Raw genomic sequence first — 19,231 nt, forward strand, 5'->3', positions numbered from 1 at the left:
TCTGTCTACTAAATCCCGTTCGACTTGCATGTGTTAAGCACGCCGCCAGCGTTCGTCCTGAGCCAGGATCAAACTCTCAATTTAATGTTTGTTTGAAGCTAGCTTTTCAGCTGACTTTTGCTTTTTTTATTCTCACCGAATTATTGTTTGGTTTGTACTTCTCTCAAAGTATTTACTTTATTTAATTTATTAAGGTTCTATACTCACGAAATATATTTTAAAACGTGATTTTCAAAGTTTATTTGAAGTTCGCGTTTTGTGAGCTAACTATTACATTATACTCTTGTATTTCTTTATTGTCAAGTGTTTTTTTAATTTTTATTTAATTAAAAAATTCACCGAACAACTGAGTGCTTATATATATTATCAAGTTTGCACTATAATGTCAAGTGAATTTTAAAAATTTTTTACTTTTATTTTACTTTAATAAACTATTACTGCTATGTTTTCTCCTACATCATAATATATGCTTTCTAACAGGTTGGGACTTACTTGTATGTCAGAGTTTTGTTCTGTAGATATTGTGTGTCTGTAAAATCCCAGCGTGTAGTTTTTGGAGTATCCTTTAATTTTGTTATCTATGTTGTAGATTCCTTTTGGGATTGGTTGTGTAATTTTGATGGGGATACTTTTGTTGATTTTGTAGTTATTAATGTAGTAGAGTGTATTGTTTTGTTGATCGATTTCAATGTATTCGTCTTGTATGTCATTTTTTAGTCTTGACTTCGCTTTTTTTGAATACACTGGTTCTATTGTTTTATCTTCTGCATCATCTAGTGTGAGTTTTATGAGTTCTGCTGTTTTGTGTTCGTCGATTTCCCAGCCGTAGTCTGTTGCGTTTAGTGTGAGTGTTTTGTTTTCTGCTGTTTTTATTGTGTGTGGTTTGTTGTATGTGTCGGTTTCTTTTTTCAAATCGTCTACATAGCGTTCGATTTCACCGTCTTTATATACGAATCCATCTCTTTCGTCAAAGTCCATCATGTCGCGAAGTTGTGCGCCTTTTAGTTTATGAATTGTGTCGTTGAAATCAAAGCTTATTTCGATGTCTTTGAGTTTGTTGAGTTTGTTTTTGGCACGTATGATATTCCAGTCGTTTGCGTAGACTTTTGGTTTGATGTATTCGTTTTTGAGGGTGACGATCTCTTTTTGTTCTAGTAGTGATTTTTTGATTGTGTCTTTTATTTTATTTGTGTCTATTTCATTTCCGATTTCTTCTGGTATTATTGTGTATTCATCATCCAAGTAACTGATGTATGCGTTGTACGATTTCTTGGCGTTTTTGTTGAGCTGTGCTTGGTAGATTTTCTTGTTTAGTTTGTCTTCGTCAATTGTGTAATCGAAATTGATGTTGTATTTTTTGGTGTCAAAAAACGACAACGGCCAAGAGAATGGGTTTTGTTCGATTTTGAAATCTTCTGGTATTTTCAGGTTGAAATCCACTTCTTTTGCATCTATTACAAGTTTACGGTTATCAGTAGCATTAATTGTGAGTGTTCTGATGTCTGCATTTCTGTCAACTATTTTGGATTTTTCGACATAGCTCATGTTGTAACCATTGACGTATGTGTTGGGTAGTGCGTAAAATGTGAAGAATGTTGTTGCACTAAAATACACTAGGAATAAGAACAGTATTGTGGTTATGAGTACTCGTTTTTTCATTTGTTTTTCCTTTTCTTTTATGATTAATATTATTGTACTTTTAATTTGAGGATATATCAATGTTTGCAAATAAAAAAAGCGAGTATAATTACTCGCCTTTTGATTATCTTGAGTACAACTCAACTACTAATGAGTCTGTAATTTCGATTGGAATTTCTTGTCTTTCAGGAAGTCTTGTCAATGTTACTTTGAAGTTTTCTTCCTTGTCAATGTAAGGTAATGATTGTGCAAAGTTTGTTTCGTAGTTTTCTTTGAACAATTCATTTGATCTTGATTTTTCTTTCAATTCGATTACAGATCCTTCAGCTACTTGGTAAGAAGGGATATCTACTTTTTTACCGTTTACTCTGATTAAACCGTGAGATACCATTTGTCTTGCTTGTCTGATTGATGATGCAAATGAAGCTCTTAGTACTAGGTTGTCTAATCTAGTTTCTAATTGTCTTACCATTACATCCCCAGTTGTAAGACCTTCTTTGTTGTTAAGGGCTTTTTCGAAGTATTTGTGCATTTGTTTTTCGTTTACTCCGTAATATGCTCTTAATCTTTGTTTTTCAAGAAGTTGCATACCATATTCAGTTAACTTCTTGTCGTTTCTTCCAAGTCCTTTACCCATTCTTTTGTTAGCTTTTGGGTGACCGCATACGTTAAGACCTAATCTTCTAGATTGTTTAAATCTAGGTCCCATCATTCTTGCCATTAATATTCATCTCCATTAAAAAATTATTTGCCGCGATAATTTTTTAAGCCAACGCTATTATATCACCTACTGGTTTGTTTTTCAACAATTTTTGTGTTAATTTTGTTGTAAATTTTCGATGAATTTAATGTATTGTTTTGCAAGTTCGTTGTCTTTGCTAAGTGTCGCTCCTTTTTCAGTGATTGCATCGTCTATTACGACTTCATCTTTTTCAATATTTACAGATACTGCTACTTTTGTTTTTCCATTAGCTCCTACTAATGTAAAGTAGTTATCAAATATGCTCTTTAATCTTTCACCTTTAACATATTTTTCGTGTTCATTCATTAATTTTGCTAATTCGTTAGCTTCTGCATTAGTAAGTTCTCTTGTAACTTTCTTGCCATCTTTTGTGTATGTGAATTTAACAGATGTTGCAACTTCTTGGTTGTTTTTGGCTAATTCTTGTTGAATTTGTTTGGATACTGTCTTTTCTCCACCTATTATAGCTATTAGAAGGAATGTAAATGATAGTACCAGTAAGATTTTTTTATTCATAGGTTCCTCCCAATAATTTTTTTGAATATTTTATTATTTGCTAACAAATTATTCTTAATTTTATTATAATCCTATGATTTTGCTTTTGCAATTGGGCAAAAAAAAAAAATAACTAAGCTAATGCTTAGTTATTTTCTATTTGTCAGCTTTCACTGTTTCTTTTTCTTCTGAGGATTCTTTTTTAGTGTAATCTACTAATTCAAGTATACACATTTCAGAACCGTCTCCTCTACGAGGTCCTAATTTTAAGATTCTAGTGTATCCACCTTGTCTGTCAGCATAAACTGGTGCGATTTCTTCAAACAATGTGTTTACAACGTCTTTTTTGTATATATATTTAAGAGCTTCTCTTCTAGAGCTCAAATCACCTTTTTTACCAAGTGTAATCATCTTTTCAGCTTCTCTTCTAACTTCTTTTGCACGAGTAACTGTTGTTTCGATTTTTCCATTTTCGAACAATGATTGAACTAGGTTTCTTAACATTGCTGTTCTGTGATCAGTTCTTCTACCTAATTTTCTTAAGTTAGCCAATGTCTATCCTCCTTTATTCGTCTTTTATTTCTTCTTTAAATGCAAGGCCCATTTCTTGAAGTTTTTCTTCAACTTCGTCTAAGGATTTTTTACCAAAGTTCTTTATCTTCATCATTTCTGCTTTTGTATGAGATACGATATCTCCTACAGTATTGATATTAGCTCTTTTCAAACAGTTGAATGATCTTAATGAGAAATCTAATTCTTCGATATTGATGCCCATTTGAGTTTCTTTATCTTTTTGATTGTCTTCGTCGTCACTGTTTGTATTACACTCGTAGTTAGGTAATTCACTGAATAATTCCAGGCAATTGATTAGGATGTTGCTTCCTTCGCTTAAGGCATCTTGTGGTCTAATTGTTCCATTAGTCCACACTTCTATTGTAAGCTTATCGTAATCAATTACTTGGCCAACTCTGGCATTATCTACTGTGAAATTAACCTTTTTCACAGGGCTAAACAGTGAGTCAATGGCGATATCTCCTATAATATCTTCTTCTGTTTTGTTAAATTCAGATATTTTGTAGCCTTTTCCGTTGATAACTGTGATTTGCATTTCTAATGAAGCATCTTCATTTAGTGTTGCAATGTAGTGATCTGGGTTTTTAACTTCCAAATCAGTATCAACTAAAATATCCTTAGCTGTTAGAACACATGGACCTTTTATGTCTACATTTAATGATATAGGTTCTTCATTGTATTTCTTTACAGCGATACCTTTTAAATTCAAAATTATTTCAGGTACGTCTTCTTTGACACCTTTAATCGTAGACATTTCATGAGCTACACCTTGGATATTTATTTTTGATATAGCAGCTCCTGGTAATGATGATAATAAAACTCTTCTTAGAGAGTTTCCTAGAGTAGTTCCATATCCTCTTTCCAGTGGCATTATGACAAATTTACCGTAATTATTTTGTTCATCTAATTCAACGATTTTTATTTTAGTATCTAATTGTTCAGTCATAAATACAGCCTCCTTCGACAAGTCCCATCAGGAAATCCTGAATTAAGCCTATGTGTTATACTCTTCTCTTCTTTGGTGGTCTACAACCGTTGTGAGGGATTGGAGTTACATCTTTAATAGAGCTAACTTCAAGTCCAGAAGCTTGCAAACTTCTAATTGCAGATTCTCTTCCTGAACCTGGTCCTTTTACATAAACTTCAACAGTTTTTAATCCGTGTTCCATTGCTTTTTTAGCAGCTTCTTCAGCAGCTTGTTGTGCAGCGTATGGAGTTGATTTTCTAGATCCTCTGAATCCTAATTGTCCAGCAGAAGCCCAGCTTAATACGTTACCGTTAAGGTCAGTTAAACATACCATAGTGTTGTTGAATGTAGAAGAAATGTGTGCTTGACCTTTTTCAATATTCTTTTTTACTCTTTTTTTACCGCGAACGTTACGTTTTGCGCCTTTAGTTTTTAGTGCCAATTAATTTCCCCCTCTCTATGCTTGTTTTCTAGGACCCTTACGAGTTCTTGCGTTGTTCTTTGTATGTTGTCCTCTTACTGGAAGGCCTTTTTTGTGTCTTGATCCTCTGTAGCAGTTGATTTCTTTTAATCTTTTGATGTTCATTGCTACATCACGACGTAAATCCCCTTCAGTAAGATAGTTGTCTAATTCATTTCTGATATCAGATAATTCAGATTCTGTTAAATCTTTTACTCTTGTGTCAGGATTGATTCCTAATTTAGCTAAGATTTTATTTGATGATTGTCTACCTATTCCATAAATTGCAGTTAGTCCAATTTCTACACGTTTGTCATTTGGTAAGTCGACACCTTGAATTCTTGCCATTTATACCTCCTACTAACCTTGTCTTTGTTTGTGTTTAGGGTTATCGCAAATAACCATAACACGACCTTTTCTTTTTATAATCTTGCACTTTTCGCACATTTTTTTAACTGATGGTCTTACTTTCATTGCTTAACCTCCGTTTATTTCTTTCTCCATGTTATTCTTCCACGATCCAAATCGTATGGTGATAGTTCAACCGTTACTTTGTCTCCTGGAAGAATTCTTATATAATTCATTCTTAATTTGCCTGAAATATGAGCTGTTATTACATGGCCATTTTGAAGTTCTACCTTAAATACCGTATTAGGAAGAGCATCTACTACTGTTCCTTCTAATTCAATAACTTCTTTGGACATCCTTGTCTTGATCCTCCTTTTTTAAATTGTTTAACATATATCTTAGTTTCTTATCTGTTAAATTCTCTAATTGCAACTTTTTGTTGTATTTTTGAAGATGTTTTATCTTCTTTTTCTTTGGTTTTTCGATTTTACGTTGTTTTCCATCTACTACCAATACATAAGAATCGTCAAGAATTTCCAAAACCATTTGTAGTTTGCCCACATCACGACCACAAGTACTTAAAACAACTTGTCCTGTTTCAAGTTTGTTGTATTGGCTCATTAATTCTAACCTTTTTTTAATTCTGTTACTAACTTATTAGTGATTTCATCTATTGGAAGAGTTCCGTCAACTGTGAATACTAAATCTTGTTTGTTGTAGAAGTCTACTAAAGGTTTAGTTTGTGAATCGTAAACTTTGATTCTGTCTAGTACAGTTTGTTCTTTGTCATCTTCCCTTTGGATTACTGGAGTTTGGCATACATCACAAATTCCTTCAACTTTTGGAGGGTTGTTATCAATGTGATAGCTTGCACCACAGTTTGGACATACACGTCTTCCTGAAAGTCTTTTTACAAGAGAATCTTTGTCAACGTCTATGTTTAATACGCGGTCTAGTTTCAATCCTCTTTTAGCTAGTCCTTCATCAAGTGCTTCGGCTTGAGGGATTGTTCTTGGGAATCCGTCAAGTAAGAAGCCATTTTTGCAATCTTCTTGATCTAATCTATCCCAAACTATTTCTATTGTTAATTCATCAGGTACAAGTTTTCCTTCTGCAAGTAAGCCTTCAACTTTTTGACCTAGTTCTGTCTTTTCTTTTATATTTTTTCTGAAAATATCTCCTGTTGAAATATGAGGAATATCAAATTCTTCAATTACTCTTTTAGCTTGAGTTCCTTTACCTGCTCCCGGAGGTCCTAATAATATTAATCTCATTATAAACTCCTTATTTCAAAAATCCTTTATAGTGTTTCATTGTTAGCATACTTTCCATTTGTTTTACAGTATCTAATACTACCCCTACTACGATGATGATTGATGTACCACCGAATAGGATTTGTATTCCTATAGCTTTTGATATTAGCATTGGTGCTGATGCTACTAACGCTAATATGATTGCGCCTATAAATGTTACTCTATCAGAAATTTTCTTTAGATACATGCCTGTTGGTTTACCAGGTCTAATTCCCATAATGAATCCGCCATATTGTTGCAAGTTTTTAGCGTATTCAACAGTGTTGAACTGAATTGCTGAGTAGAAGAATGCGAATATTATAATCAATAACATATTTACTATTGAGAAGATAACTAACCCTGATGTTGTTTGTACTGTGAATATGTGGGCTAACCATCCTGGCATGTCTTTGCCGAATAATAATGCTATTGTTTGTGGTAATTGTAATATTGCTGATGCAAAGATTACTGGCATTACACCACCCATATTAACTTTGATTGGAATATGAGTTGATTGACCACCATACATTTTTCTTCCTACTACTCTTTTAGCGTATTGTACAGGAATTCTTCTTTCACCTTGATTAATTAATACCACTACTACTAATATTATAATCGCTATTAGTACGAAAAGTAATATTTTCCACCAAGATAACATTCCTTGTCTAGATTGATAAATCATTGTACCGATTTGTCTTGGCATATTTGAAATGATACCTAAGAAAATCAAGATTGAAATTCCGTTACCGATACCTCTTTCAGTAATCATTTCTCCTAGCCATACTAGAAACATTGATCCTGCTACCAAGCTTATTAGTATAACAAATCCTGTTAAAAAGCTTTTGTCTACGATTGCTCTGTTAAATAAACCATTAACTGTAGCATATCCTTGAATGAATGCCAAAATTATACTACAGATTTTAGTGTATTTACCCATTCTCTTCTTTCCTTCTTCACCTTCACGTGTAAGTTCTCCTAATCTAGGAAATGCTACTGTTAAAAGTTGAAGAATGATTGAAGCGGTAATGTAAGGGTATATCGAAAGAGCGAATATGCTCATTTGTCTCAATGATCCCCCACTTAATAGGTTCAATAAAGAAACTATTCCGCCTTCTTGACCGCTCATTATTTGTTTGATAATGGCCTTATCCATAAAAGGAACCGGTATTGCATTACCTAATCTAAAAACTACAACCATTAGTAGAGTAAAGCCGATTCTTTTACGAATGTCTAAAACCTTCCATGCGTCTTTTAAGGTTTTAAGCATCTTAAATCACCTCTACCTTTCCTCCGGCTTTTGTAATTTTTTCTTCAGCTGATTTAGTAAATTTATTAGCTTTTATAGTTAATTTCTTAGTTAATTCTCCGTCACCTAAAATCTTAACGCCGTCTTTTGCCTTAACTGGCTTAAAGAATCCTGCGTTTGCTAGGATTTCTGGTGTTATTTCGTCTCCATCTTCAAAACAATTTAAGTCTCTGATGTTGATTTCAGCGTATTGTTTTGCGAAGTGGTTTTTGAAGCCTCTCTTAGGAAGTCTTCTGAATAAAGGCATTTGACCCCCTTCAAATCCTGGTCTTACGCCTCCGCCTGATCTTGAGTTTTGTCCGTCTCTACCACGTCCAGCATTGTGTCCTAATCCTGAACCGTAACCTCTACCAACTCTTTTTCTTGCTTTTACTTCTCCACCTTTAGCAGGTCTTAAGTTGTGTAATTTCACTATAACACCTCCTACTTAACTTCTTCTACGTCAACCATGAATGCAATGTGTCTAATCATTCCACGTACTGCATCATTGTCTTCTTTGATTACTGATTGTCCGATTTTATGAAGTCCAAGGGCTTCACAAGTTCTAATGTGTTTTTCAATTCTACCGATTTTGCTCTTTTTAAGAGTGATCTTTAATTTACTCACTTAAAAGCCCTCCTTATTTTAAAATTTCTTCTACAGACTTTCCTCTTAATTTAGCTACTTGTTCAGCTGTCTTAAGTGATTTAAGTCCTTCTACAGTTGCATTAACAATGTTTTGAGGGTTTGATGTTCCCAATGATTTAGAACGAACGTCTTTGATACCTGCTAATTCACATACCGCACGAACAGGTCCTCCGGCGATAACTCCAGTACCTTCTCCAGCTGGTTTTAATAATACTCTACCAGCTCCAAATATTCCTGTTACTTGGTGAGGAATAGTTGTGTTTACGATAGGAACTGTGAAGATGTGTTTTTTAGCATCTTGGCTAGCTTTTCTGATGGCTTCTGGTACTTCTTGTGCTTTACCAATACCAACACCAACATGTCCGTTTTTATCTCCAACTACTACAAGGGCTGCGAATCTAAAGTTTCTACCACCCTTAACAACCTTAGCTACACGGTTAATATTTACAACTCTTTCTTCTAATTCTAAACCTTCTATTTCTTTATTTAAAAGTTCCAATACTAAATACCTCCCTTGCACTAAAATTTAAGTCCGGCGCTTCTAGCACCTTCAGCTAATTCTTTAACTTTTCCGTGATATAAATATCCAGATCTGTCAAATACGCATTGTTCAATGCCTTTGTCGATAGCTTTCTTACCGATTAATTCACCAACAAGTTTTGCAGTTTCCATGTTAGATTTTGATTCACCTTTGTAATCTTTATCTAATGTAGATGCAGCTACTAATGTGTTGTGGTTAACATCATCGATTAATTGTGCATAGATGTTAGTATTAGACTTGAATACGCATAATCTTGGTTTTTCAGAAGTTCCTGTAAGGTTCTTACGAATACGTAGATGTCTTTTAACTCTATTTGCGTTTTTATCAATTTTCTTAAACATACCTTACTCCTTTCTTACTTACCTGTTTTACCGACTTTACGTCTAATATGTTCATTTTCATATCTGATACCTTTACCTTTGTATGGTTCAGGTCCTCTTAGGTCTCTGATTTTTGCAGAGTAGTTACCAACTTGTTGTTTGTCGTTACCACTTACAATGATTGTGTGTTGTTCTGGTACTTCAACTGTGATTCCTTCTGGATCTTCTTTTTCAATTGTGTGTGAATATCCCAAGTTTAACACTAATTTTTTACCTTGTTTTGCTGCTCTGTAACCAGTACCTTCTATAATTAAAGTTTTCTTATATCCTTCAGTAACACCTTCAATCATGTTAAAAACAAGAGTTCTTGTTAAACCATGAAGTGATTTGTGTCTTTTAATGTCTGAAGGTCTTGAAACTGTGATTGTATTATCTTCTACTTTGATAATCATTTCCTTTGGCATTTGTTGAACTAATTCACCTTTTGGTCCCTTTACAGTACACAAATTGTCTTCAGTTATTTTTACTTCAACGCCATTAGGAATTTCAATTGGTTTTAATCCAATTCTTGACATGGTCAAACCTCCTTATAATGTTTGTGTTACCATACGTAACAAATTACTTCTCCACCAATACCTTCTTTTCTAGCAACTTTATCAGTTACAAGGCCTTTTGATGTAGAGACAATAGCAATACCAAGTCCGCCTAAAACCTTAGGAACTTCATTTGCTCTGGCATAGACACGAAGTCCAGGTTTAGATATTCTCTTGATACCTGAAATTACTTTTTCTTCGTTAGGACCATATTTTAAATCTATTGTAATGATTCCTTGTTTACCGTCATCAGTAACATTGAAACCATCGATAAATCCTTCATCTAATAAAATTTGTGCTATTGATTTTTTGATATTAGATGCAGGAACTTCAACAACTTTATGTTTCGCATTAACTGCGTTTCTTATTCTTGTTAGCATATCTGCTATAGGATCAGTCATCATAAAAGCTTCCTCCTTCCTTTCTTACCAGCTTGCTTTTCTTACGCCAGGGATTTCGCCTTTATAAGCCAATTCTCTAAAGCATATACGGCAGATGCCATATTTCTTTAAATATCCGTGAGGTCTACCACAAATTTTGCATCTGTTATATTCTCTTGTGCTAAACTTTGCAGGTCTTTTTTGTTTTGCGATCATTGATTTTTTAGCCACTAAAACTCCTCCTTATTTCTTAAATGGCATTCCCATTTTGTCTAATAATTCCTTAGCTTCTTCGTCAGTGTTTGCAGTAGTAACGACCACAATATCCATACCTCTAATTTGATCTACCATATCGTATTCAATTTCAGGGAATATTAATTGTTCTTTGATACCTACAGCATAGTTTCCTCTACCATCGAATGATTTAGAAGAAATACCTCTAAAGTCTCTTACACGTGGAAGAGAAATGTTCATAAATTTATCTAAGAAATCATACATTTTTTCACCACGTAATGTAACTTTAACACCAACATTCATTCCTTCTCTAAGTTTGAAGTTAGCGATAGATTTTCTTGCTTTTGTTACAATTGGGTGTTGTCCTGTAATTGTTTCTAATTCTTTAACTGCGCTTTCGATAGCTTTAGGATTTTCTTTTGAAGAACCTAAACCCATGTTAAGCACGATTTTTTCCAATCTTGGAACTTGCATGATGTTTTCATATTTGAAACGTTCAACCAAGAAAGGAACAACTTCATTTGTATATTTTTCTTTTAATCTGGAAGTCAAGTTTATACCCTCCTTATGTTACTTAATAGTTTCGTTGTTAGATTTCATAAATCTAACCTTCTTACCGTCTTCAAACTTGTAACCTAATCTTGTGCCTTTCTTGTTTTTAGCATCATAATACATTACGTTTGAAACATCAATAGGAGCTTCTTTTTTGATTAGTCCACTTTCAACACCACGTCCGTTAGCTTTTTGATGTTTAGTAACTATGTTAACTCCTTCTACTACCACTTTATTTTGTTTGGCTAATACTTCAATAACATTTCCAGTCTTTCCTTTGTCCTTACCAGAAATAACTATTACAGTATCTCCATTTTTAATCTTCATATCTCTTTACACCTCCAATTATAATACTTCAGGTGCCAATGAGATTATTTTCATGAAGTTATTGGCTCTCAATTCACGAGTTACTGAACCAAAAATTCTTGTTCCCACTGGATTTTTATCATCTTTTATAATTACAGCTGCGTTATCGTCAAATCTGATGTAACTTCCATCAGCTCTTCCCAATGGTTTAGTTGTTCTTACGATAACAGCTTTTACTACATCACCTTTTTTAACCATACCGCCCGGTTGTGCAGATTTAACTGAGCAAACTACGATGTCTCCGATAGCTGCGTACTTTCTTTTAGTACCACCTAAAACTCTTATTACTAGTAGTTCTTTTGCACCAGAGTTATCTGCAACTCTCAAACGACTTTCTTGTTGAATCATAAAATTCTCCTTTCGTAATAAGAATTACTTAGCTTTTTCTATAACTTCTACAAGTCTCCAGTTCTTTGTCTTAGAAAGAGGTCTTGTTTCCATTATTTTAACTTTATCGCCGATACCAGCAATGTTTTCTTCATCGTGTGCTTTAAATTTAGTTGTTTTTCTTAATTGTTTACCGTATTTAGGATCTTTAACAAGTGTCTTAACTTCTACAACAATTGACTTATCCATTTTATCTGAAACAACTATACCAACTATGGTTTTTCTCATATTTCTTTCCATAATTGTTAAGCCTCCTTACCAATGTTTAGCTCACGTTCTCTAATAATAGTCTTAATGCGAGCTATATCTTTTTTTACAAGTCCTATCATCATAGGGTTTTCTAATTGCCCAGTAGCTAATTGAAAACGTAGATTAAACAATTCACTTTTAGATTGTTCTAATTGTTTTTGTAAATCTTGATCTGATAGATTACGAATTTCTTTAGTTTTCATCAGCTTCACCGTCCTTTTCTCCGAACTCTTCACGAGCTATAAATTTAGTTTTGATAGGTAGTTTGTGTTGAGCAAGTCTCATAGCTTCACGTGCTACGTCTTCAGGAACACCTGCCATTTCAAATAATACTCTACCTGGTTTAATTACTGCTACCCAATATTCTGGAGCTCCTTTACCTGAACCCATACGAATACCGATAGGCTTCTTTGACACTGGCTTATCTGGGAAAACTTTAATCCAGATGTTACCGCCTCTTTTTATATATCTTGTCATAGCACGACGTGCTGCTTCTATTTGATTAGCTGTTAACCAACAAGAACCTAACGCTTGTATACCATAATCACCGTAAGTTAAAGTATTGCCTTTTAATGCTTTACCTTTCATTCTGCCTCTGTGAACTCTACGGTATTTTACTCTTTTAGGCATTAACATAGAATATTTCCTCCTCTCGAATTAGTTTTTAGCTGCTTGGGATTTACCTTTTCTGTTATTGTTTCTTCTTTTTCTGTTTTTGTCGTTCTTTTTGTTTTTGTAAACAGGTAAATCTTCTTCTGTCATACCAGGTAACATTTCACCTTTGTATAACCAAACTTTAACACCAAGCTTACCATAAGTTGTGTCTGCTTCTGCAAATCCATAGTCGATTGCAGCTCTTAGAGTTTGAAGAGGAATAGTTCCTTCGCTGTATCCTTCGCTTCTTGCCATATCAGCTCCACCAAGTCTACCAGAAACCATAGTCTTAATACCCAAAGCTCCTGCTCTCATGCTTCTTTGCATTGTTTGTTTCATTGCACGTCTGAAAGAAATACGTCTTTCTAATTGTGATGCAATGTTTTCTGCAACTAATTGTGCATCTAAGTCTTGGAACTTAACTTCTTCTACATTTATGATTAATTTCTTACCTGTTAATTTTTCTAATTTATTTTTTAATTCTTCAACGCCAGCACCTTGACGGCCAATAACCATACCAGGTTTAGCTGTGTTGATAGTTACTTTAATTTTGTTTGATGCTCTTTCGATGGCTATACTGCTAATACCAGCGCTGAAAGATTCTTTCTTGATTAGTTCACGAATTTTGTGATCTTCTACTAAATAATCACTAAAATCTTTTTTATCTGCAAACCATCTTGAATCCCAGTCTTTGATAACACCAACTCTTAATCCTTTAGGATTAACTTTTTGACCCATCAGACTCCTCCTTATAATTCTCTTTCTTCTACAACTACGCCAACATGACTTGATCTTTTAAGGATTGGATAAGCCATTCCTTTAGCTTTTGGTCTCCATCTTTTCATTACTGGAGCATTATTAGCGTATGCTTGTGATACAAAAAGATCTTCTCTGTTTAATCCAAAATTGTGTTCTGCGTTTGCAATTGCTGAATTTAGCACTTTTTCTAAAATTCTAGCACCTTTTTTAGGAGTGAATTTCAATATAGCAAGGGCTTCATCAACTTGTTTACCTCTAATTTCTTTGCATATAAAGTTAACTTTTAGAGGAGAAATACGTACATATTTCGCTATAGCTTTAGCTTGCATTGTCATACCTCCTTATATTAATTACGAACCTTACTCGTTTTTTCGTTTTTAATGTGACCTTTGTATGTTCTTGTAGGAACAAATTCTCCTAATTTATGACCAACCATATCGTCAGTAATATAAACAGGTACATGCTTTCTTCCATCGTGAACTGCAATTGTGTGACCTACGAAGTTAGGGAATATTGTAGAACGACGAGACCAAGTTTTAATAATCTTCTTTTCATCGTTTTTGTTAAGTTCTTCCACTTTCTTCATTAAGTGTTCATCGCAGAAAGGTCCTTTTTTAAGTGATCTACTCATTCTATCCCTCCGTTATTTCTTTCTTCTTCTTACAATGTACTTATTAGACTTTTTGTTTTTCTTACGAGTCTTAAGTCCAAGTGCTGGTTTACCCCATGGAGTTGAAGGAGCTGGTCTACCGATTGGTGCTCTACCTTCACCACCACCGTGAGGGTGATCTACTGGGTTCATTGCTGAACCTCTTACGTAAGGTCTCTTACCTAAGTGTCTGTTACGTCCAGCCTTACCAATTGTAACCAATTCGTGAGAGATATTTCCAACTTGTCCTACAGTAGCTCTGCAGTCAAGGTGAATTAATCTATATTCTCCTGATGGTAATCTTAATTGTGCAAATTTGCCTTCTTTAGCCATAAGTTGTGCTTCAGCACCAGCTGTTCTAACTAATTGAGCTCCTTTGCCAACTTTCATTTCAATGTTGTGAACTGTAGTACCAACTGGAATGTTTCTCAATGGAAGAGCATTACCAGGAATAATATCTACGTCCGCACCACTTTCAACTACATCTCCAACTTTTAGACCTTGTGGTTGGATGATGTATCTCTTTTCACCATCTTCGTATTGTAACAAAGCGATGTTTGCTGTTCTGTTTGGATCGTATTCGATTGATTTAACAACAGCTTTAATACCATCTTTGTTTCTTTTAAAATCTATAATTCTATATTTTCTCTTAGCTCCGCCGCCTCTGTGACGAGTAGTTACTCTACCATAAGAGTTTCTTCCGCCAGATTTGTTTAAGCTAACAGTTAATGATTTTTCAGGAGTAGTTTTTGTGATTTCATCAAATGATAAAACACTCATACCACGTACGCCGGCAGAAGTCGGTTTATATTTTTTTATTGCCATGTTTTTACCCCCTTAATTACATTCCTTCGAAAAATTCAATTTCTTTTGAATCTTCTGTTAATGCAACTATAGCTTTCTTCCAATCAGATCTCTTACCACTGTGAGCGCCCATTCTTTTAACTTTTCCTTTAACGTTCATAGTGTTAACAGATTTTACTTTAACATCAAAAATCTTTTCGATAGCGTTTCTGATTTCTATTTTATTCGCATTTTTATCTACTTTGAATACATATTTCTTGTCTTCCATTTTTTCCATAGAATCTTCAGAAATAATTGGTTTCAAAATAATATCATATGGTGATTTCATTATTGAAACACCTCCTCAAGAATTTTAACAGCATCAGTTGTAATAACTAATGAGTTGTATTTCAAACAATCATATACATTGATTAATCTAGCTTCACAAATAGCTACATTTTCAATGTTTCTAAATGATCTGTAAAGTGTATCATCATTTTTATCAACAACTACTAAAGCTTTCTTGTCTGCTTTAATATTCTTTAATACTTCAACAGCTTTTTTAGTGCTAATAGCATCTAAGCTTAATTTATCTAAAACGATCATTTCATTGTCATTAACTTTGTCAGTTAATACTGATTTGATTGCAAGTCTTCTAACTTTCTTAGGAACAGCGTAGCTGTAATCTCTAGGTTTTGGAGCGAATACTACCCCACCACCTCTCCATTGTGGAGATCTGATAGATCCTTGTCTTGCTCTACCTGTACCTTTTTGTCTCCAAGGCTTCTTTCCTCCACCTCTTACCTCACTACGAGTTTTAGCAGATTGTGTGCCTTGTCTTTTATTAGCAAGTTGATTTCTAACTACTTCGTAAACAACGTGCTCATTAACATCAACGCCGAAAATGGCTTCATTTAATTCTAATTCTCCAACATTTTCTCCTTGTTGGTTTAAAATTTGAACTTTAGGCATGTTTCATCCTCCTTCCTATTTTGACTTAATAGCTTCTCTAACAGTAACTACTCCACCTTTGTTTCCTGGAACAGCTCCCTTAATAAGAAGTAAGTTTCTTTCATTGTCAACTTTAACAATTTTCAAGTTTTGAACAGTTACACGGTCGTGACCCATCTTTCCAGAACCTTTACGTCCTTTGAAAACTCTTGCTGGATAAGATCCCGCACTTCTTGCACCTGCAACTCTGTGTGATTTAGAACCGTGTCCCATAGGTCCTCTTGAATAGTTGTGTCTAACTATTGAACCTTGAGTTCCCTTACCTTTTGAAATACCGATAACATCCACAACGTCTCCGTCTTGGAATATATCTAATTTGATTTCATCGCCAAGGTTAAATTGTTCATCTTCACCAATTTTAAACTCTTGTAAGTGTTTCTTGAATGAAACGCCTGCTTTGCCAAAATGACCTCTCATTGGTTGGTTTACATGTTTTTCTTTCTTTTCAATGTAACCAACTTGAATTGCGTTATATCCTTCTTTTTCTTTAGTTTTGATTTGTGTAACAACCATTGGACCCGCTTCAATGACAGTTACTGGAACAACACTACCATCTTCGTTGAAGATTTGAGTCATTCCGATTTTTTTACCTAAAATACTCTTCATTGAGTACACCTCCTATAGTGTGATATCCACATTAAAAATTTACTTACAGCGGATTGCTTTACAATCATACTAAGATTAAAGTTTAATTTCGATATCTACGCCGGCAGGAAGGTTAAGCTTTTTAAGCGCTTCCAATGTCTTTGCGTTAGGATTAATGATATCGATTAATCTCTTATGTGTTCTTTGTTCGAACTGTTCTCTTGAGTCTTTGTATTTGTGAACAGCTCTTAAGATTGTAATAACTTCTTTTTCTGTTGGCAACGGAATAGGACCTGAAACTTTAACGTCAGTTCTCTTAGCTGCCTCAACGATTTTTTGAGCTGATTGATCGATTAATTCGTGATCATAAGCTCTTAGTCTGATTCTGATTTTTTGATTTGCCATTTAGGCACCTCCTCTATATTTTTGAAGAAGCGTCTTGCTGGGTTATGTTCATACACCCTCCCGGGTGTACAGTGACCTAAAATTTAAAAAACTTTTTTAAAAAGTTTAACCCATCGCCCTAATCGTGTAGGACTTCTCGGTGAAAATTACCTCGGAAGATTAATCACGTTTCCCGAGCAACCTTCCACTTCTACGCTTACTAACTTTAGGCACAACTGGTATTATACATTGTCTATACAACAATGTCAACACCTTTTTGAAGTTTTTTTGTAAAATTTCAATATTTTTACGAAAAATTTGTTTCCTTCCTTATTATATAATAAAAGGGCGTATGATAAAAGTTGTTTTACTTGCAAAACATATCTCAAAAAACAAAAATAATTTAGCACGAATATCTGTCTCCAAAAATAAACAAATTCAAAGCTTGTGACCCTAAAATCTCAAGTGCGAGCTTCGCTCTGGCACGAGTGAGATTTCTTAACGGTTCACTTCGCTAGAATTTGTAGTTATTTTTTACGAATGATATTCTTAGCTAAAACAATTTTTGTTTTTATTGCTAACAAGAGGCGTGAAGATGTCTTTCGCTACAAGAAAAATTTTCATATAGTCGATTAATATAGACAACCAACCATACCCGATTATCTATCCTCCAAAATTATTAATTTCTAAACTTTAAAGCCCGAACATCTCACACGAAATTTCGCTTATCACGATTGAGATTTTTAAACGGTTCAATTCGCTAGAATTTGTGGTTATTTTTTACGAATGATATTCTTAGCTAAAACAATTTTTGTTTTTATTGCTAACAAGAGGCGTGATAAGTTTTGTGCTAGACATTTTTTCTTTAACTTGCGACAAATGTCGCAATCAAAAAATCGCCCCATGAGGCGACTTTTATCCATTTATATTTTAATGTTGACCCATTTCCCTTGTCTAAATCTGATTGAGTTGAACATGTATCTGGAGAATTGGTCGGAGAAGATTCCTAGCCATATTCCCACGATTCCCATGTTAAACACAGATACAAGGATGTATGTTACTGCTGTTCTTATGATTGTTACACTTATGATTGACGAGATTAATGTGTATTTTACATCTCCTGCTGATCTCAAACATCCTCCGTAGATGATTTGTGAGATTTGTAGAAGGACTATTACAGTGATAAATCTTGCGATGATTTCTCCAGTTTCTATGATGGATAATTTGTCGAAGAACAAATGGAATATCCCTTTTCCAAATAACAACAATATCACAGATAATACCAAAGATATCATAAGCCCGATTCGTTGACAGACCTTGCCGTAAATCTTCGCGTTTTCTTTCTTACCAGCGCCAAGGCTTGATCCTGTTAGAACGACTGCTGCAACTTGCATTCCATCTGCAAACGCAAAACAAATGCTCAAAAGATTCATTCCTACGTTGTGTGCTGCAAATGTGTCCGTTCCAAGTCCTGCTGCCATCAATGCCGTTGTCAAGAAACCAATTCTCATGGCTATATTTTCTACGAACAAATTGGTTCCAAGTTTGACGATGCTTGTGAATACTTCAACTGTTGGCTTGATTTTCTTCTTGAAAATGTATTTGATTTGTACGAAACCATCTTTTCTGAAAAGCGATCTGATACACATAATACTACTTACGACTGTTCCAAGTACTGTCGCAAGCGCTGCTCCTGAAACTTCCATTTTGGGAAAACCAAAATTACCACCTATCAAGCAGTAATTGAAAAATATGTTGACAATACTTGACACCAAGTTAGTTGTAAATGCAATTCTAGTGTTGCCAGATCCCCTTTGCGCTGCATTTATCGTCATACTTACTACGTTGAAAATCATTCCTCCCATGATTATTCTGAAATAATTCAGCGCATCAGTATGCGTGTCCGAGTTACTTCCTGCAAGTCTCAGAATACTATCCGAAAAATACACCATCACAGTGCTTATAACAACCGTTAGCACAAGTCCCATGATAATCGCTGTTACAAGTATTCTGTTTGCTCCTTCCTTGTCCTCTTCTCCAAGACGTCTAGCAACTAAAGCCGACGTAGCAATATTTATGGAGAAGAATATCGCTAGTGCTATGAATTTGGGTTGTGTGGTAAGACCTACAGCCGCTACTGCAGAGCTTCCAATCGAAGACACCATGTATGTGTCAATAATTCCCGCAAGCGCTATGAAAAAGCTCTCCAACACCGACGGCCATGCGACCTCTATCGCTCTTCTATAAAATTTCTTATTCTTCATCTAATCATCCATTCTATTGTTCAATCTAATTCTAATACTCAATCTAAAATAAAATTATATACTACATCATAC

General features: G+C 34.5%; 34 protein-coding genes and 1 rRNA gene. All 35 read right to left on the reverse strand.

Annotated elements, in window-relative coordinates:
• Nucleotides 1-84: ribosomal RNA gene (locus ABDJ34_RS08630) — 16S ribosomal RNA — on the reverse strand; the annotation flags it as partial.
• Nucleotides 85-423: 339 nt separating this feature from the next.
• Nucleotides 424-1,659, reverse strand: coding sequence for a peptidoglycan binding domain-containing protein (locus ABDJ34_RS08635; RefSeq protein WP_412702100.1), 1,236 nt, complete (start codon nucleotides 1,657-1,659; stop codon nucleotides 424-426).
• A gap of 103 nt (nucleotides 1,660-1,762) precedes the next feature.
• The gene (gene rpsD / locus ABDJ34_RS08640) at nucleotides 1,763-2,359 is read right to left on the reverse strand and encodes a 30S ribosomal protein S4 (RefSeq protein ID WP_094205171.1); all 597 of its coding nucleotides are present in this window, start codon (nucleotides 2,357-2,359) and stop codon (nucleotides 1,763-1,765) included.
• Between the two features lie 96 nt (nucleotides 2,360-2,455).
• Nucleotides 2,456-2,896: a hypothetical protein gene (locus tag ABDJ34_RS08645; RefSeq protein ID WP_412702101.1), complete on the reverse strand. Its 441-nt coding sequence runs from the start codon at nucleotides 2,894-2,896 to the stop codon at nucleotides 2,456-2,458.
• Between the two features lie 135 nt (nucleotides 2,897-3,031).
• The gene (rplQ, locus tag ABDJ34_RS08650; RefSeq protein ID WP_094206707.1) at nucleotides 3,032-3,427 is read right to left on the reverse strand and encodes a 50S ribosomal protein L17; all 396 of its coding nucleotides are present in this window, start codon (nucleotides 3,425-3,427) and stop codon (nucleotides 3,032-3,034) included.
• Nucleotides 3,428-3,440: 13 nt separating this feature from the next.
• Entirely contained in the window at nucleotides 3,441-4,394 is a 954-nt protein-coding gene (locus tag ABDJ34_RS08655; protein ID WP_110058301.1) for a DNA-directed RNA polymerase subunit alpha, read from the reverse strand.
• A 55-nt stretch (nucleotides 4,395-4,449) separates the two neighbouring features.
• Complete coding sequence (gene rpsK / locus ABDJ34_RS08660; protein WP_002836140.1) at nucleotides 4,450-4,857, reverse strand: 30S ribosomal protein S11; 408 nt, start codon at nucleotides 4,855-4,857, stop codon at nucleotides 4,450-4,452.
• 15 nt (nucleotides 4,858-4,872) lie between these two features.
• Nucleotides 4,873-5,223, reverse strand: a complete 351-nt coding sequence (gene rpsM, locus ABDJ34_RS08665) for a 30S ribosomal protein S13 (protein ID WP_002841105.1) — start codon at nucleotides 5,221-5,223, stop codon at nucleotides 4,873-4,875.
• Nucleotides 5,224-5,235: 12 nt separating this feature from the next.
• The gene (gene rpmJ, locus ABDJ34_RS08670) at nucleotides 5,236-5,349 is read right to left on the reverse strand and encodes a 50S ribosomal protein L36 (protein ID WP_002836138.1); all 114 of its coding nucleotides are present in this window, start codon (nucleotides 5,347-5,349) and stop codon (nucleotides 5,236-5,238) included.
• A gap of 14 nt (nucleotides 5,350-5,363) precedes the next feature.
• Entirely contained in the window at nucleotides 5,364-5,579 is a 216-nt protein-coding gene (gene infA, locus ABDJ34_RS08675; RefSeq protein ID WP_002836137.1) for a translation initiation factor IF-1, read from the reverse strand.
• Nucleotides 5,560-5,844 (reverse strand): KOW domain-containing RNA-binding protein, encoded by a 285-nt coding sequence (locus tag ABDJ34_RS08680; protein ID WP_002841110.1) that lies wholly within the window; start codon nucleotides 5,842-5,844, stop codon nucleotides 5,560-5,562. Before ABDJ34_RS08680 ends, infA begins: the two co-directional genes overlap by 20 nt.
• 5 nt (nucleotides 5,845-5,849) lie before the next feature.
• Complete coding sequence (locus tag ABDJ34_RS08685; protein WP_002841116.1) at nucleotides 5,850-6,497, reverse strand: adenylate kinase; 648 nt, start codon at nucleotides 6,495-6,497, stop codon at nucleotides 5,850-5,852.
• Between the two features lie 10 nt (nucleotides 6,498-6,507).
• Entirely contained in the window at nucleotides 6,508-7,782 is a 1,275-nt protein-coding gene (secY, locus tag ABDJ34_RS08690; protein ID WP_002836134.1) for a preprotein translocase subunit SecY, read from the reverse strand.
• Nucleotide 7,783: 1 nt separating this feature from the next.
• On the reverse strand, nucleotides 7,784-8,233 hold the full coding sequence (gene rplO / locus ABDJ34_RS08695) for a 50S ribosomal protein L15 (protein ID WP_002836133.1): 450 nt from the start codon (nucleotides 8,231-8,233) through the stop codon (nucleotides 7,784-7,786).
• 11 nt (nucleotides 8,234-8,244) lie between these two features.
• Complete coding sequence (rpmD, locus tag ABDJ34_RS08700) at nucleotides 8,245-8,427, reverse strand: 50S ribosomal protein L30 (RefSeq protein ID WP_094203274.1); 183 nt, start codon at nucleotides 8,425-8,427, stop codon at nucleotides 8,245-8,247.
• 13 nt (nucleotides 8,428-8,440) lie between these two features.
• Entirely contained in the window at nucleotides 8,441-8,947 is a 507-nt protein-coding gene (gene rpsE / locus ABDJ34_RS08705) for a 30S ribosomal protein S5 (protein ID WP_002837356.1), read from the reverse strand.
• Between the two features lie 20 nt (nucleotides 8,948-8,967).
• Nucleotides 8,968-9,330: a 50S ribosomal protein L18 gene (rplR, locus tag ABDJ34_RS08710; protein ID WP_412702102.1), complete on the reverse strand. Its 363-nt coding sequence runs from the start codon at nucleotides 9,328-9,330 to the stop codon at nucleotides 8,968-8,970.
• Between the two features lie 14 nt (nucleotides 9,331-9,344).
• On the reverse strand, nucleotides 9,345-9,884 hold the full coding sequence (gene rplF / locus ABDJ34_RS08715) for a 50S ribosomal protein L6 (RefSeq protein ID WP_227905980.1): 540 nt from the start codon (nucleotides 9,882-9,884) through the stop codon (nucleotides 9,345-9,347).
• A 26-nt stretch (nucleotides 9,885-9,910) separates the two neighbouring features.
• Entirely contained in the window at nucleotides 9,911-10,306 is a 396-nt protein-coding gene (gene rpsH / locus ABDJ34_RS08720) for a 30S ribosomal protein S8 (RefSeq protein ID WP_002836125.1), read from the reverse strand.
• Between the two features lie 21 nt (nucleotides 10,307-10,327).
• A complete protein-coding gene (locus tag ABDJ34_RS08725) occupies nucleotides 10,328-10,513 on the reverse strand; it encodes a type Z 30S ribosomal protein S14 (RefSeq protein WP_002836123.1) in 186 nt (61 codons plus the stop codon).
• A 12-nt stretch (nucleotides 10,514-10,525) separates the two neighbouring features.
• Entirely contained in the window at nucleotides 10,526-11,068 is a 543-nt protein-coding gene (gene rplE, locus ABDJ34_RS08730) for a 50S ribosomal protein L5 (protein WP_002836122.1), read from the reverse strand.
• Nucleotides 11,069-11,086: 18 nt separating this feature from the next.
• Nucleotides 11,087-11,395: a 50S ribosomal protein L24 gene (gene rplX, locus ABDJ34_RS08735; RefSeq protein ID WP_002841124.1), complete on the reverse strand. Its 309-nt coding sequence runs from the start codon at nucleotides 11,393-11,395 to the stop codon at nucleotides 11,087-11,089.
• Nucleotides 11,396-11,413: 18 nt separating this feature from the next.
• Complete coding sequence (rplN, locus tag ABDJ34_RS08740) at nucleotides 11,414-11,782, reverse strand: 50S ribosomal protein L14 (RefSeq protein WP_002836120.1); 369 nt, start codon at nucleotides 11,780-11,782, stop codon at nucleotides 11,414-11,416.
• Between the two features lie 24 nt (nucleotides 11,783-11,806).
• Nucleotides 11,807-12,061, reverse strand: coding sequence for a 30S ribosomal protein S17 (gene rpsQ / locus ABDJ34_RS08745; protein ID WP_002836119.1), 255 nt, complete (start codon nucleotides 12,059-12,061; stop codon nucleotides 11,807-11,809).
• A 5-nt stretch (nucleotides 12,062-12,066) separates the two neighbouring features.
• The gene (gene rpmC, locus ABDJ34_RS08750) at nucleotides 12,067-12,273 is read right to left on the reverse strand and encodes a 50S ribosomal protein L29 (protein ID WP_002836118.1); all 207 of its coding nucleotides are present in this window, start codon (nucleotides 12,271-12,273) and stop codon (nucleotides 12,067-12,069) included.
• Entirely contained in the window at nucleotides 12,263-12,706 is a 444-nt protein-coding gene (gene rplP / locus ABDJ34_RS08755) for a 50S ribosomal protein L16 (protein WP_002836117.1), read from the reverse strand. Before rplP ends, rpmC begins: the two co-directional genes overlap by 11 nt.
• A gap of 21 nt (nucleotides 12,707-12,727) precedes the next feature.
• Nucleotides 12,728-13,462 carry a 30S ribosomal protein S3 gene (gene rpsC / locus ABDJ34_RS08760; RefSeq protein ID WP_110058299.1) on the reverse strand — a complete coding sequence of 245 codons (735 nt, stop codon included), beginning with the start codon at nucleotides 13,460-13,462 and terminating at the stop codon, nucleotides 12,728-12,730.
• A gap of 11 nt (nucleotides 13,463-13,473) precedes the next feature.
• Nucleotides 13,474-13,812, reverse strand: a complete 339-nt coding sequence (gene rplV, locus ABDJ34_RS08765; RefSeq protein WP_002836114.1) for a 50S ribosomal protein L22 — start codon at nucleotides 13,810-13,812, stop codon at nucleotides 13,474-13,476.
• 17 nt (nucleotides 13,813-13,829) lie between these two features.
• On the reverse strand, nucleotides 13,830-14,114 hold the full coding sequence (rpsS, locus tag ABDJ34_RS08770) for a 30S ribosomal protein S19 (RefSeq protein ID WP_002836113.1): 285 nt from the start codon (nucleotides 14,112-14,114) through the stop codon (nucleotides 13,830-13,832).
• Nucleotides 14,115-14,126: 12 nt separating this feature from the next.
• Entirely contained in the window at nucleotides 14,127-14,957 is an 831-nt protein-coding gene (rplB, locus tag ABDJ34_RS08775) for a 50S ribosomal protein L2 (protein WP_094205163.1), read from the reverse strand.
• A gap of 16 nt (nucleotides 14,958-14,973) precedes the next feature.
• Nucleotides 14,974-15,264 (reverse strand): 50S ribosomal protein L23, encoded by a 291-nt coding sequence (gene rplW, locus ABDJ34_RS08780; protein WP_002836110.1) that lies wholly within the window; start codon nucleotides 15,262-15,264, stop codon nucleotides 14,974-14,976.
• Entirely contained in the window at nucleotides 15,264-15,887 is a 624-nt protein-coding gene (rplD, locus tag ABDJ34_RS08785; protein ID WP_002836109.1) for a 50S ribosomal protein L4, read from the reverse strand. The genes rplW and rplD overlap by 1 nt, the downstream gene beginning before the upstream one ends.
• A 15-nt stretch (nucleotides 15,888-15,902) precedes the next feature.
• A complete protein-coding gene (gene rplC, locus ABDJ34_RS08790; RefSeq protein WP_412702103.1) occupies nucleotides 15,903-16,532 on the reverse strand; it encodes a 50S ribosomal protein L3 in 630 nt (209 codons plus the stop codon).
• Nucleotides 16,533-16,607: 75 nt separating this feature from the next.
• On the reverse strand, nucleotides 16,608-16,916 hold the full coding sequence (rpsJ, locus tag ABDJ34_RS08795; RefSeq protein ID WP_002836107.1) for a 30S ribosomal protein S10: 309 nt from the start codon (nucleotides 16,914-16,916) through the stop codon (nucleotides 16,608-16,610).
• A 902-nt stretch (nucleotides 16,917-17,818) separates the two neighbouring features.
• Complete coding sequence (locus ABDJ34_RS08800) at nucleotides 17,819-19,159, reverse strand: MATE family efflux transporter (protein ID WP_412702104.1); 1,341 nt, start codon at nucleotides 19,157-19,159, stop codon at nucleotides 17,819-17,821.
• Between the last annotated feature and the right edge of the window lie 72 nt (nucleotides 19,160-19,231).

The organism is Finegoldia dalianensis (assembly GCF_046255015.1).
GTDB lineage: Bacteria > Bacillota > Clostridia > Tissierellales > Peptoniphilaceae > Finegoldia > Finegoldia magna.